We start from the raw sequence: 13,799 nt of genomic DNA on the forward strand, positions 1-13,799 counted from the left end.
GCGCCCAGGCTACCTGTGGACAACGCGAGTTATCCACAGGCCGGCGGCGGCCCGCGCCCGCGCAGACCGCTCCCGTCGCATAATGCGGGGCATGACGCTCACCACCACCACCTCCAGCCATGACCACGCCCTGGCCTGCCGGGACCGTCCCCGCACGGTCGCCCTGCCCGCCGTCGTCCCCGCCGGGTCCCGCACCGCGGCCGCCCTCGCGGCCTGCCTGGCCGACTGGTCCCGGCAGATCGGCGCACTGGCGCACACCCTCCACCGGGACTGGTCGGAGGTCGTCCGCGTGCACCGGCGCGTCGAGACGCAGGACGGGGACACCGCCGCGGAGCTGCGCCGATGACCCTTCCCCTGGGCTCCCGGGAGCTGGGCGAGCAGGCCGGGCTGCTTGCCGACGCCGCCGACCACCTGCGCCGTGAACGCGCCGCCTCCTACGCCGAGGCAGACCTGCTGCCCGGGACCGGCTTCACCGGGCTCTCCGCGGACGCGGCGCTGCGTGCCCTCACCACCGCCGCCGGCGGATGGACGCCCACCATCCTCGCCCTGAGTCGGGCCGCCGAGGTGCTGCGCCTGGCGGCGTCGCTGCAGCTGGACCTGGAGGCGGTGCTGTCCCGGCTCACGGTCCTCGCGGGGCCCCGGTTGGACGTCAGCGCGCCGGTGGTCCTCCTCCTGGGCTGGCTTCACGCCTCGGGTGAGCTGCTCGACGCCATGACCGCCACCTCCCTACTTGCGCTGCGCCACGGCGATGGCGCCAGCGTCGACCCGCCCGCCGGGTGGGGGGAAGACCGGGCCGCCGAACTGCAGGCCGCCCACGACCTGTACTACGACGCGGCGTCACCCCGGGTGCGCGAACTCGCCGACGCCCACGGTCTCACCCTGCTGCAGCTTCCCGAGGTCGGCTTCGTCGCCGCGGCGGCGGATCCGCCGACCCTGGCCGCGAGCACGCACCTGATCACGCACGTGCCCGGCGTCGGCAGCCTCGACCCCGGCAGCTGGGACAGCCACGTGAGCCAGGCCCGCGACATGGCCGCGGCGGTGGACGGGGAGGGAGGCGGGGTCGGGGTGGTGTGGCTCGGCTATCAGGCCCCACCCACCGTGCTGCACGGCGGGGACTCCTTCCCCGCCCGCCGCGGCGCGGTCGACCTGGCTAGTTTCCAGCACCAGCTGGGGCTGCGCTTCCCCGACGCCGCCAGGACGGTGGTCGGGTACAGCTACGGCTCGGTGGTGGTCGGTTATTCCGCCCACCCGCGCACCGGCGGGTTGTCCGCCGACGACGTCGTCTTCGTCGGTTCCCCGGGGACCGGCGCGCGCCACGCCTCTGAGCTGCAGTTGCTCAGTCAGGATCCGCGGGTCCACGCGGTCACCGTCGCCGGGGATCCCATCTCCCTGGCGACCGGCCCCCTCGCCGGGGTGCACGGGGTGGACCCCACCTCCCCGGGCTTCGGGGCGAACGTGTGGGAGATCGACGCCGGCGTCATGGGCGATCACTCCTGGTATTTCCGCGCCGGGCCGGACTCGACGTCCGCGTTCCTCGACGCCTTCGGAAAGGAGGTGGGCCCCCGCCCGTAGGCGGTGGCCCGGTCCCCGTCGACTACCTCACGCTGCGGCGACGGTTGCGCAGTCGGCGTGGTTCCCACATCACCACGGCGGAGCTGCGCGGGACGTGGACCAGCTCCCGCCCGGGCGGGACGCTCGATCCTTCCGCGATCCGTTCCCGCAGCTCGCGGTTGCTGGCGCGCTCGGCGGCGAGCTCGGCCCGGAGTCGATCGTTTTCCCGGGTCAGCCGGATGATCTCCTTGATGCCGGCGAGGTTGACGCCGTCCTCCTGGGACAGCCGGGAAATCTCGCGGAGCCGGTCGACGTCACGCCAGGTGTAGCGGCGCCCGCCGCCGGACGTGCGGCGCGGCGTGACCAGGCCGATGCGGTCGTAGGTGCGCAGGGTCTGCGCGTGCAGCCCCGACATCTCGGCCGCGACAGAGATGACGAAGACCTCGGCAGTGTCCCTGGCCCCCTGCTTGTCGGTGGCCTCGGCGCCCTTGTTCTTGGCGTCCCCTTCGGAACTCATCAGATCGTCACCTCCTCATTACTTGGCGTTACCGGCCCATCCGGCACGCGGGTCGAATCCGGAGTCCTTCTCCGCCTGCGCATAGGTGCGCAGCGCGCTGGTGGCCGCAGGGTCCAGGGTGGTCGGCACCTTCACCTGCACCGTGACCAGCAGGTCGCCGGCGCTGTCCCCGCGCTTGGGGACGCCGCGGCCGCGCACGCGCAGTGTGCGGCCGTCCGGGGTGCCGGCGGGGATCTTCACCTTCACCGGGCTGTCGAGGGTCGGCACCGTGACGGTGCCGCCCAGGCTCAGTTCGGCGAAGGAGACCGGCACGGTCACCTCCAGGTCGTCGCCGTCCCGGGTGAACACCGCGTCCGGCCGGACGTGGACGGTGACGAAGAGGTCGCCGGAGGGAGTCCCGTTCGGGCCCGCCTCCCCCTGTCCCGCCAGGCGCACCTTCTGCCCGTCGATGACGCCGGCGGGGATGCGCACGGTGATGGAGCGGGTGCGGTGCACCGTGCCGGTGCCGTGGCAGCTCGGGCAGGGGTCCTCGATGACCTTGCCGGTCGTGCCGCACTTGTCGCACGGCTGGGAGAGCCCGAAGGCGCCCTGCTGCTGGGTGATGTAACCGACGCCGCCGCACTTGTCACAGGTGACGGGGTGGCCGGAGCGGGAACCCGAACCGTGGCAGGTCGTGCACGGGGCGTTGCCGCTCAGCTGGATCGGGAACGTCGTCCCCTTGGCCGCTTCCCGGAAGTCGAGCGTGATTTCAGTTTCGACGTCCGCTCCCCGCTTCGGCCGAGCTGTCCGGCCAGCACCGCCGCCACGGTTAAAGAGGCCACCGAAGATATCGCCCAGACCGCCGTCCGCGCCAAATCCTCCGCCCGCTGAAGCCGATCCGAAGACGTCGGAGAAGTCGAAGTCGCCGGGCGCTGACGTCGTCGTGCGAAACCCGCCGGGGAATCCGGCGCCTCCGAACCCACCGCCGGAGCGGAGCATCCTGCGCAGCTCGTCGTACTCCTTGCGCTTGTCCTCGTCGCCGAGGACGTCATAGGCGGTGGCCGCCCTCTTGAAACGGTCCTCGGCGGCCTTGTCGCCCGGGTTCTTGTCGGGGTGGTTTTCTCGAGCGAGCTTGCGGTACGCCTGCTTGATCTCGTCGGCTTTGGCGGACGAGGAGACGCCGAGATCGGCGTAGAAGTCCTTCTCCGCCCATTCACGTGGGGCTGTCATCGCACGCTCCCTCCTTTCTGAATCGTGGTCATCTCTGGTCGTGTCCTAATTCTTCGTTTATCGCTAAGTATCTAATCACGTGAAAACGCACCGCCACCCAGGATGAGCGTGCCTTCCCAGGGGTCGATCCTGGCGGGCCGGCTGTCGCGGGTGGCGGTGCGTACGTCACGAACTGCGGGAACGGTTACTCCGAGGCGGCGGCGTCGGCGTCCCGATCCGCGATGATGACCATCGCGGTCCGGACCAGGCGGTCGCCTACCCGGTAGCCCTTACGCAGCACCGTGCCGAGAGCCTTCTCCTCGCCGGAGGACAGGTCCTGCACGGCCTCGTGGATCTCCGGGTCGAAGGCCTCGCCCTCCTCGCCGAAGGGTTCCAGCTTCTGGCTCTTGAGGGTGTCGCGCAGCTTGTCCGCGAACGCCCTCAACGGCGAGCCCTCCTCCAGATCCCCGTGCTGCTGGGCGAGCTCGAGGTCGTCAAGCACCGGCAGCAACGAGGTCAGGACCGACGCCTTGGCGCTGAGCACTAGGCCCTCCCGGTCCCGCTCGGTGCGGCGACGGTAGTTGGCGTACTCGGCACTCACGCGCTGCAGATCCTCCGTGCGCTCGGCCAGTTCAGCCTCGACGCTCGGAGCGGATTCCTGGTCGGCCAGTTCCGCCTCGATGTCGGAGAGAGCTTCGTCGACCTCGGCGGACAGGGTCGCCTCCATGGTCGGGTCGATCTCTCCGTCAACGGTCGGGTCCGGCTGCGTGGTGTACACGTCGTCGTCCTCGTCGACACCCTGGGCCTCAGCCGCAGCGGCGGCTTCAGCTTCAGCCTCGTTCGGGCTGAGGTTCTGCTCGTCGGTTTCGTCCGGGTTGCCCGGATCGTTCGGCATGCCTGGGGTGGTCATTCTTACTTGTCTCCGTCCTTCTTGTCGGACTCCTCGTCCTCGACGACCTCGGCGTCGACCACGTTCGGGTCGGCGTCGGCGTCGGCGGCACCGGCCTGGGTGGCGCCCTCGTTGGCCTGGGCCTCGTAGATCTGCTTGCCCATCTCCTGGCTCTCGGTGTTGAGCTTCTCGACGGCGGCCTTGATGGCCTCGAGATCCTCACCCTTGAGTGCCTCGTCGACGGCGTCGGCGGCCTCGGTGACCTTGGTCTTGACGTCCTCGGAGACCTTGTCGCCGTTCTCCTCCAGGAACTTGCGGGTCTGGTAGGCGGCGGACTCGGCGGAGTTGCGGGTCTCCTGCTCCTCGCGGCGCTTCTTGTCCTCCTCGGCGTGCGCCTCGGCGTCCTTGACCATGCGGTCGATCTCCTCCTCCGACAGGGCGCCGCCATCCTGGATGGTGATGGTGTTCTCCTTGCCGGTGCCCTTGTCCTTGGCGGACACGGAGACGATGCCGTTGGCGTCAATGTCGAAGGTGACCTCGATCTGCGGGACGCCGCGCGGTGCCGGGGCGATGCCGCCGAGCTCGAAGGAGCCGAGCAGCTTGTTGGCCGAGGCCATCTCGCGCTCGCCCTGGAAGACCTGGATCTGGACCGAGGGCTGGTTGTCCTCGGCCGTGGTGAAGGTCTCGGAGCGCTTGGTCGGGATGGTGGTGTTGCGCTCGATGAGCTTGGTCATCACGCCGCCCTTGGTCTCGATGCCGAGGGACAGCGGGGTGACGTCGAGCAGCAGCACGTCCTTGACCTCACCGCGCAGGACGCCGGCCTGCAGGGCGGCGCCGACGGCGACGACCTCATCCGGGTTGACGCCCTTGTTCGGCTCCCGGCCGGTCAGCTCCTTGACCAGGTCGGTGACGGCCGGCATACGGGTGGACCCGCCCACGAGGACGACGTGGTCGATGTCGGAGACGGAGAGATCCGCGTCCTTGATGACCTGGTTGAACGGCTGCTTGGTGCGGTCGAGCAGGTCCTGGGTGATCTTCTGGAACTCGGTGCGGGACAGGGTCTCGTCCAGGAACAGCGGGTTCTTGTCCGCGTCGACGGTGATGTACGGCAGGTTGATGGAGGCCTGCTGGGAGGCGGAGAGCTCGATCTTCGCCTTCTCGGCCGCCTCGCGCAGACGCTGCATGGCCATCTTGTCCTTGGACAGGTCGACGCCGTTGGAGGTCTTGAACTTCTCGACGAGCCAGTCGACGATGCGCTGGTCCCAGTCGTCGCCGCCGAGCTCGTTGTCACCGGCGGTGGCGATGACCTCGACGACGCCGTCACCGATCTCCAGCAGGGAGACGTCGAAGGTGCCGCCACCCAGGTCGAACACGAGGATGGTCTGCTCCTTGTCGCCCTTCTCCAGGCCGTAGGCCAGTGCGGCCGCGGTCGGCTCGTTGACGATGCGCAGGACGTTCAGGCCGGCGATCTGGCCGGCTTCCTTGGTGGCCTGACGCTGGGCGTCCTCGAAGTAGGCCGGAACGGTAATGACGGCGTCGGTGACGTCCTCACCCAGGTAGGCCTCCGCGTCGCGCTTGAGCTTCATCAGCGTACGGGCGGAGATCTCCTGCGGGGTGTACTTCTTGCCGTCGATGTCCTCGGTGGTCCAGTCCGTGCCCATGTGGCGCTTGACGGAGCGGATGGTGCGGTCGACGTTGGTGACCGCCTGGTTCTTCGCCGACTGTCCGACGAGGACCTCGCCGTTCTTGGCGAAAGCGACGATCGACGGCGTGGTGCGCGAACCCTCGGAGTTGGCGATAACGGTGGCCTCTCCGCCCTCAAGGGCGGAGACCACGGAGTTGGTGGTACCGAGGTCGATTCCTACTGCGCGTCCCATAACGGGTTTCCTCCTGAATTTGTTGGGATTCTCTCTAAAGTTGACCGGTCGAGACTCAACTTCTGACAAAGAGTGTAGCACACGCCTTGAGTCGAAGACACTCAACCTGACACACCTAACAACGGCCCACTCCACCAACTTGTTCCCGACCGACTCAAGTTTCCCCGTTTACCCAGCATGGGTGGAGTGAACCCCGCCGGGGAGCATCTCGACCGGACCGGCGACGACAGCGCCGGATCCATTCACCTCGGCCCCTCTTCCGCTCCCCCACGCCAGGATCTCCGTCCAGTGACTAGAGTGGCGCACTGTATCAGCCGCCCTTTTCCAGTGGCCCGGGCACTTCCCGCACCACTGCCGTTCCAGCAGGAAGCCCCAACATGAACTCAGACCCGAACCCGTCGTCGCGTCGCAACTCGCGTGACTTCTCGGATCGCGTCGTGGACTCCCCCGGCGTCTCGGAGCAGGTGTTCCCCGCCCCGGCCGACCCCGACTCCACGAACCACGTCGCCACGGACGAAGCGCCCCGGAAACCCGCGCCCGACACCGCGGACGAGACCTGGGACCGCTCTTCCATCCTCGGCCACGACGGCCGCGTCCTGGCGGGCTGGTCACTGCGCTTCATCATCGTGGCCATCGCCGCCTTCCTCGGTTTCCGCCTGCTCGGGTACGTGTGGATCGGCATCCTGCCGGTCGTCCTGGCGCTCATCCTGGCCTCGGTGCTGTGGCCCGTCTCGCGCAAGATGCGCAACGCCGGGGTGCCGGGCGCGCTCGCCGCCCTGAGCACACTGCTCGGCTTCTTCGTCATCTTCGTGGCGATCTTCGCGGCCATGGCGCCGACCGTCCGCAGCCAGGGACGCGAGATCATCGACCAGGCCTCCAGCGGCATCGACCAGATCATCGGCTGGCTGCAGGGCCCGCCCCTCAACCTCAACATCGAGCAGTTCAACGTTGACGGCCTGCTCCAGGACGGGGTGAACTTCCTGCGCAACCAGTCGCAGAACATCCTCTCGGGCCTGTCGTCGGGCATCTCCATCGCCGCCACGGTCGGCACGACCATGTTCATCATGCTGGTGATCACGTTCTTCATCCTCAAGGACGGCGAGAAGTTCCTGCCGATGGTCCGCCGCTACACGGGATACCGGGCCGGTTGGCACCTCTCCGAGGTCCTGACCCGCTCCTGGAACACCCTCTCCGGCTACATCCAGACCCAGGCGATCGTCTCCTTCGTCGACGCGACGCTCATCGGCGCCGGCCTGATCATCCTGCAGATCCCGATGGCCGTGGTGCTTGCGGTGATCACCTTCTTCGGCGGGTTCATCCCCATCGTCGGCGCTTTCGCCGCCGGCGCCCTGGCGGTCGTCGTCGCGCTGGTCACCAACGGGCTCACCGACGCGTTGATCGTCCTGGTCATCGTCCTGGCCGTTCAGCAGATCGAGGGCAACGTCCTCCAGCCGGCCCTGCAGTCCAAGGCCATGAACCTGCACGCCGCCGTCGTCCTGCTCTCGGTGACGGTCGGTTCCGCGCTCTTCGGCATCCTCGGCGCCTTCCTCGCGGTCCCCTTCGCCGCGATCCTCGGGGTCTGGTTCCGCTACCACTCGGAGATGGTCGGCCTGCGCGCCGGTGAGATCACCGTCGACGACATCGAGCTGGCCACGGCGAGAGGCAGGTCACTGAGTTCGCGGGAGGCGTTCCTCGCCGTCCGCGAACAGCTCAAGAGCGTCGGCAAGAAGGACGAGCGCAAGGCCCCGGAGCCGGAACCGGCCTCCCTGGGCGGTTCCACCGCGGCCAGCAAGTCCGATGACTACACCATCGCCAAGGAGGCCTCGGAGGAGGACATCACCGACTCCACCTCGGACGGCACCGTCGCCACCGACCCCGAACACGACAGGAACGCCTAGTCGCCGCCCAGATTGAAGAGCTCGTCGACGCCGACCGGTCCGCCGGCGGCGTCGAACTCCTTTCTGGCGTCGGCAAGCAGATCCGGATCACGTGCCAGGTCGGCGACGACCTGGGCCAGCCCGGCTGCGGAGTCGAGCGTCGCGCGGTCGGCCGCCGGGCCGCGCGAGCAGCGCTCGAAGGCCTCGGTGTGCAGCGCGACCGACTCCGGGGCGACCTTGACCATCGGGTGAATGCCCGGCACCAGGTGCGAGACGTTGCCGAAGTCGGTGGAGGCCGCCAGGGAGTCGGGGACGATGCCACCGGGCATGGCGACGCGGCCGAGGCGCGCCTGGGTGCCCGCCCAGCGCCGGGCCAGGGTCTGGTTGTTTCGGATCGGCAGACTGGCGGGGTGCGGATCCCAGTCGATCTCCACGGCGACGCCGGCCATGAGCGCCGCGCCGCGCAGGATGTCGTCGACGCGGGCGGACAGGTCCTGCAGGGCGTCGGCCAGCTGGGAGCGCACGTAGATCGTCAGCTCCGCCTCCCCGGGGACGACGGAGGGCCGTTCGCCGCCGTCGGAGATGACCGCGTGGACGCGGTCGCTCGGCGGCATCTGCTGACGCATGAGGCCGATGCCCTGGTAGGCGAGCGTCGCGGCGTCGAGCGCGTTGCGACCCATGAACGGTTGCGAGGAGGCGTGGGCGGGGACGCCACGGTAGCGGGCGGTGAGCACGCGGCGCCCGATCCAGGTGTGCGAGGCGATGTCGTAGGAGAAGGGATGGACCATGACGGCGGCGTCGACGTCGGTGAGCATGCCGCCGCGGATCATGTACTCCTTGCCGGAATGGCCCTCCTCTGCGGGCGTCCCGAGCAGGCTCACGCGGACCGGCGCGCCCGGGGTCTCCGCCAGGGCACGGACGGCGGCGAGGTAGGCGCCCGCGCCGGCGGCGGCGATGATGTTGTGCCCGCAGGCGTGGCCGATGCCGGGCAGCGCGTCGTACTCGGACATCACGGCGACGGTGGGGTGCCGGGCGGCGTCGAAACCGGGTGCGGCCCACTCGGCCCGCAGCGAGGTCGCTACGCCATGTACCCCCACCTCGACGTCCTGGTCGTGCCCGCGCAGCAGATCCGCCAGCGCGTCGCGCGAACGGAATTCCTCGAAGGCGGTCTCCGGGTGCCCGTGGAGGTCCTCGGCCAGGGCCGTCAGGTCCGGGGCCAGCGAGCCGACGTGCGCGTCGATCGCCGCCCACAGCGCGGCCTGACCCGGATAGTCCTCCCCCGGTGGCCGGGTGCGCCCGGCGCGGGCGGTGAAGGTCTCGACGCGGCGCGCGACACTCGCGCGGGTGTGCTCGAGGAAGGCTGTCGAGGGGGTCAGGCGGGGGTCGGAGTCAGCCATGTCAGCCCCCGATCATGATGCCCGCGCCCGGGCCCAGCGGCAGGTCGGCGTAGAACCACAGCGCCAGCAGCAGCACCCAGGCAACCCAGAACGGGATGACGAAGGGCATCATGCGACTCATCACGGTGCCCAGGCCCGCCTGGGGTTCGTAGCGGCGCAGCATGCCGATGATGAGGATCATGAAGGGGTTGAGCGGGGTCATCACCTGGGTGGCGGAGTCGCCGACGCGGAAGGCCGCCTGAATGAAGGCCGGTTCATAGCCGAGCAGGGCGAACATGGGGACGAACACCGCCCCGAGCAGGGTCCACATGCCCGAACCGGAGATGATCAGCAGGTTGAGCAGGGAGGCCAGCACGATGAACGCCAGGATGGCCGGAAAGCCGGTCAGCCCGATCGACTCCAGGAAGGAGGCGCCCTGGACCGCGGTCCAGGTGCCGATGCCGGTCCAGGAGAACAGGGCGACGAACTGCCCCAGAATGAAGGCCAGGACGAGGAAGCCGACCATGTCCTTGAGCGATTCCCCCATCATCGTGACCATGTCGCCGACGCCGCGGACGGTGCCCACGGCCGCCCCGTAGACAAGGCCGGCGACGAGGAAGTAGACGAAGACGATGAAGACGATCGAGCTGAGCAGCGGGGAGCTCGGCAGGAAACCGCCGTCCTCGTTGCGCCAGGGCGACCCGGCCGGCAGTGCGGCCGCGAGGATGACCAGGGTGACGACGAGAACCGAGATGAGGGACCCGGCCAGGCCCCGGTTCTCCGCGGGGCTGAGCTCGACGGGAAGGTCGTTGCCGTGCTCGTCGCGGTCGCCGCGGGCGGCCTCGGCGGCCCGGTCCTCGACGATCTGCTCGGTCGGCACGTCCTGCCGCCACAGTCGCGGCTCCAGCACCCGGTCGATGATGACGCCCGCGATGAGGCCGAGCACGACCGCGCCGGCGACGTTGAAGAAGTAGTTGGACAAGACGTTGACCTCGGTCGCGCCCATCTCCGGCAGCGTCGTCATGACCGCGTTGGTGATGCCCGCGAACAGGGCGTCCAGGCTGGTGGGGACCAGCGCCGTGGAGTAGCCCGCGCCGACGGCGGCGAATCCGCCGAGCAGACCCGCGACGGGGTGGCGCCCGGCCGCCTTGAACACCATCGCCGCCAGTGGCGGGACGACGACCCAGGAGGCGTCGGCCATCACCGAGGCGGTCACGCCGACCAGTCCGACCGCGTAGGGCAGCACCCATTTCCGGGCGGTGCCGAAGAGCTTGCGGATGAGCGCCGAGAGCATCCCGGAGCGCTCGGCCACGCCGACGCCCAGCAGAATCGGCAGCACGGTCAGCAGGGGCGGGAAGCCGATGTAGTTCTCGGCCATGGTGGTCGTCAGCCACACCATGCCTTCGCCGGTGAACAAGCCCCTGACTTCGGTGATCTCCTCGGCCCCGGGAACCTGGACCGTGACGTCCCGCCAAGCCATGACGGTCGAGAGGACGCCCGTGATCAGGAACAGGCCGAGGAAGAGGGCGAAGGGTTCGGGGAGTTTGTTGCCGAGCCACTCGACGCCGTTGAGGAATCGGTCGAGGACGCCGGAGGATTCCCGCCCCCGCTCCTGCTCGTCGACGCCGGGGGCCTGCTGAAGGGTGGTTTCCTGGGGTGTGCTCACGAGGGCACTCCTTAGTCGTCGGTCGGGCTGCCCCCGGATTCCGAAGGCCGGGAATCGGAATTCCCGCCATCAGAGTTCACTGATGAGGCAGTTCGGCTGTACCCGCGCAACGTTAGGTGTCTCACATCAGTATGTCCGCGTTCCCGCCCTTTGTTATCTTTTCGTGATCTGGCGGGGGTGTCCGAAACGGCTAGGCCGGCCAACGAACCGGGGGAACGGACTCCCCGCGCCCGGAAATCTGCGCGGCGACGCCCGCCAGCGTCTCCGCCAGCGACGCCGAGCCCGCAATGGCCGACTCCACCCACTGGCCGGCGGCGTCATCATCGGCCGAGTCGGAGACCTGCTTGATCAGCGTGACCGGCACCCCGTACTCGGCGGCGACGCGGGCGACGGCGTAACCTTCCATGTCCACCAGCTGCGCGCCCCGGCCCGCGATGCGCTCGCGCTCGGCGGCGCTGGAGATGAAGGAGTCGCCGGTCGCCAGGCGAGCCGCCGGCAGGTCGGTGACCGCCGGAATCTCGAGCAGGTTGGGCCACGGGCGCCCGACAATCGCGCCGATGAGCTCGTCGGAAAGGTCATGCTGGAAGGCGGAGGTGACCTCGTGGAAGCCGTGCACGGGGGCGTGGGTGTCCACGACAGCGCCGGCGGTGCCGACGTTGATGATGTGGGCGTAGGCGCCGGGGCGCTCGGCCAGGCGACGGGTCAGCGCGATGCTCGCGTTGAGCAGCCCGATGCCGGTGATGAGCAGATCGGTGTCGGCGGCAGCCTCGGGGCCGGCCGGGATGTCGGCGGCCTCCTGCGGCGTGGCCACGACGAAGAGAATGCGGGTCATCCCCTCAGACTAGTCCGGCTCAGCGCAGGGACCGGCCCCCGGAACCGGTCTCCACCGCCGATTCCGGTCGGGCTTCCGCCTCCGCCTCCGCCTCCGCCACCGTCTCCGCCTCGGAGCGATGCGGTGCGACGGTGACGGAGGCGGGCACGACCTCCGCCACCGCGTTGCGGCGGGCGCGCAGGACGCCGAGCAGGGCGGCCCCCAGACCGACGAGCAGGATGAGGGCGCGGGCGATCGTCATCCACACCCCGGTGACGCCGAGCTCGGTGAGCACCGTGGGCAGGTTGATGAACACGATCATCGTGCCGACGACGCCGCCGAGCGCCACCGCGTTGATCCGGGAGACCGCCCACGCGGCGATCGGGGCGCCGAGAGCGCCGCCGATGAGCAGCGCGAGGACGGCGGCCAGGTTGGCGATGAGGTCGTCCCAGAGACCGATGGCGAAACCGGCGGTGGCGGCCGCCGACACCAGGAACTCGGCGGTGTTGACGGTGCCGATGATGCGGCGCGGCTCGTTGCGGCCCGCGGCCAGCAGCGTGGATGTGGTCACCGGCCCCCAGCCACCACCGCCGGAGGCGTCGATGAAGCCGCCGAACAGCCCGAGGACACCGTAGAAGGGTGTGGAGTGCTGCTTCGCCGCCACCTCGCGGCGTACCCGTCCCCGGGAGAAGCGGATGACGAGCACGATGCCGATGACGGAAAGAATCGCCGTGGTCACCGGCCGGGCGGAGGCCGTCGAGATCGACGAGAGGAAGGTCGCGCCGGCGAAGGCGCCGACGGCGCCCGGGACGCCGATCCGGGCGACGGTCGGCCAATGGACGTTACCGAAGCGCCAGTGACTGAAACCCGACACGAGCGTCGTCCCGACCTCCGCAGTATGGACCACGGCGGAGGCCGCGGCGGGCGTCAGGGCCGCGAGGGTGATCAGCATCGTCGTCGAGGTAACGCCGAAGCCCATCCCCAGGCCGCCGTCAACCAGCTGGGCGGCCAGGCCCGCCAGGGCAATGAGAATCAGGGTGCGCATGAGGGCGCCTCCTCAGGTACGGATGCGTAGTGGATGTGACGACTCACACCCTACGGACGAATGGACCATACTGTCTACAATTGACACATTTCCATTCATGCAGCACAGGGCGAATAAAAAGAGAGATTAGCCGGAATAGAAACACCGCCACATCGAGACTGTGCAGACCGACTGGTCTAGATTTTGCTGGCCGAGGATCCCCGGCCACTCCCCGCCGAGGCTACCGAGTGGAACGGAAAGATTCCGCGCAACCGGCGGGACGCACCCATTCCGGACCGGCCGGAAGGACGCGGCGCCGCCGGCGGGGCACGTCGGGGATCAGCGCGACAGGGCGAGGGCGGCGCGGTACCGGTCGGCGACGACGCCGGCCAGCTCCGCACCCAGCGGACCGGAGGCGGTGGAGCTCTCCCCCAGGGCCCGGTGGGCCAGATCCAGTAGCAGCCCGTCGGTGACGAACAGCGGCAGCAGGTGCACGGGGTCGAACTCCGCGACCGCGTCCGCGACGGAGCGCTCCATGTTCGTCGCGGAAATGAACTCGACTGCCCGCCCGGTGCGATCGGCGATCATCGGCGCCAGGGCGCGCACGTTGTCCTGGGCCTGTCCGATGGAGGAGCCCACGGAGTAGAGCACCACGTGCGCGTCGGGAGCGGCCCGTTCCCGCACGGAGGTCGCGAGCAGCTCCGCCATGTCCGCGCCGGCCCCGAGAATGTCGGCCAGCCGCAGCCGGGCGCCGGTGGCCTCCTCAGCCGCGACGATCTCCTGCGGAACGTCGTAACGGGTGTGGAAACCACCCGCGAACAGGAGCGGGACCACGACCGCCCGGTCCACGCCGACGGCCACCTTGTCCAGCGTGCGTTCCTCGTCGAAGTCGAGGTGGGCGACGCGCACCGACGCGGCGGCGTCGCCGAGCAGGGCGGCGGTGGCCCCGGCCAGCTTCTCCACGCCCTCGTGGGCCCGCGGGTGACGCGAGCCGTGGGACAGCAGAATCAGGTGGGTCATCGT

Annotated in this window: 12 protein-coding genes; 3 read left to right on the forward strand and 9 right to left on the reverse strand. The window is 69.5% G+C overall.

The annotated features are described in order from the left end of the window. The first annotated feature begins 91 nt into the window (after positions 1 to 91). Positions 92 to 346 carry a hypothetical protein gene (locus CGUA_RS12070; protein WP_290196016.1) on the forward strand — a complete coding sequence of 85 codons (255 nt, stop codon included), beginning with the start codon at positions 92 to 94 and terminating at the stop codon, positions 344 to 346. Further along, positions 343 to 1,572, forward strand: coding sequence for an alpha/beta hydrolase (locus CGUA_RS12075; protein WP_290196019.1), 1,230 nt, complete (start codon positions 343 to 345; stop codon positions 1,570 to 1,572). The genes CGUA_RS12070 and CGUA_RS12075 overlap by 4 nt, the downstream gene beginning before the upstream one ends. Positions 1,573 to 1,594: 22 nt before the next feature. Here the strand turns inward: CGUA_RS12075 and CGUA_RS12080 are convergent, their stop codons facing one another. The 4 genes from CGUA_RS12080 to dnaK form a co-directional block, all read right to left on the reverse strand. After that, on the reverse strand, positions 1,595 to 2,071 hold the full coding sequence (locus CGUA_RS12080) for a heat shock protein transcriptional repressor HspR (RefSeq protein WP_374725078.1): 477 nt from the start codon (positions 2,069 to 2,071) through the stop codon (positions 1,595 to 1,597). Between the two features lie 15 nt (positions 2,072 to 2,086). Beyond that, complete coding sequence (gene dnaJ / locus CGUA_RS12085; protein WP_290196024.1) at positions 2,087 to 3,277, reverse strand: molecular chaperone DnaJ; 1,191 nt, start codon at positions 3,275 to 3,277, stop codon at positions 2,087 to 2,089. 184 nt (positions 3,278 to 3,461) lie between these two features. After that, entirely contained in the window at positions 3,462 to 4,166 is a 705-nt protein-coding gene (gene grpE, locus CGUA_RS12090) for a nucleotide exchange factor GrpE (protein WP_290196026.1), read from the reverse strand. A gap of 2 nt (positions 4,167 to 4,168) precedes the next feature. Beyond that, positions 4,169 to 6,022 (reverse strand): molecular chaperone DnaK, encoded by a 1,854-nt coding sequence (gene dnaK, locus CGUA_RS12095; protein WP_290196028.1) that lies wholly within the window; start codon positions 6,020 to 6,022, stop codon positions 4,169 to 4,171. A 377-nt stretch (positions 6,023 to 6,399) separates the two neighbouring features. Here dnaK and CGUA_RS12100 point away from each other — a divergent pair, with 377 nt between their 5' ends. After that, on the forward strand, positions 6,400 to 7,920 hold the full coding sequence (locus tag CGUA_RS12100; protein WP_290196031.1) for an AI-2E family transporter: 1,521 nt from the start codon (positions 6,400 to 6,402) through the stop codon (positions 7,918 to 7,920). Here CGUA_RS12100 and CGUA_RS12105 read toward each other — a convergent pair. From CGUA_RS12105 to CGUA_RS12125, 5 genes are all read right to left on the reverse strand, one after another. After that, positions 7,917 to 9,296: a M20 family metallopeptidase gene (locus CGUA_RS12105; RefSeq protein WP_290196033.1), complete on the reverse strand. Its 1,380-nt coding sequence runs from the start codon at positions 9,294 to 9,296 to the stop codon at positions 7,917 to 7,919. The genes CGUA_RS12100 and CGUA_RS12105 overlap by 4 nt on opposite strands. Before the next feature lies 1 nt (position 9,297). Next, on the reverse strand, positions 9,298 to 10,941 hold the full coding sequence (locus CGUA_RS12110) for an AbgT family transporter (protein ID WP_290196035.1): 1,644 nt from the start codon (positions 10,939 to 10,941) through the stop codon (positions 9,298 to 9,300). A gap of 190 nt (positions 10,942 to 11,131) precedes the next feature. Beyond that, positions 11,132 to 11,773, reverse strand: coding sequence for a nucleosidase (locus CGUA_RS12115; protein WP_290196037.1), 642 nt, complete (start codon positions 11,771 to 11,773; stop codon positions 11,132 to 11,134). Positions 11,774 to 11,792: 19 nt separating this feature from the next. Then, on the reverse strand, positions 11,793 to 12,797 hold the full coding sequence (locus CGUA_RS12120) for a sulfite exporter TauE/SafE family protein (RefSeq protein ID WP_290196039.1): 1,005 nt from the start codon (positions 12,795 to 12,797) through the stop codon (positions 11,793 to 11,795). A 318-nt stretch (positions 12,798 to 13,115) separates the two neighbouring features. Continuing rightward, positions 13,116 to 13,796, reverse strand: a complete 681-nt coding sequence (locus CGUA_RS12125; protein WP_290196042.1) for a sirohydrochlorin chelatase — start codon at positions 13,794 to 13,796, stop codon at positions 13,116 to 13,118. Between the last annotated feature and the right edge of the window lie 3 nt (positions 13,797 to 13,799).

This window comes from Corynebacterium guangdongense (assembly GCF_030408915.1).
In the GTDB taxonomy this organism is placed as follows: domain Bacteria; phylum Actinomycetota; class Actinomycetes; order Mycobacteriales; family Mycobacteriaceae; genus Corynebacterium; species Corynebacterium guangdongense.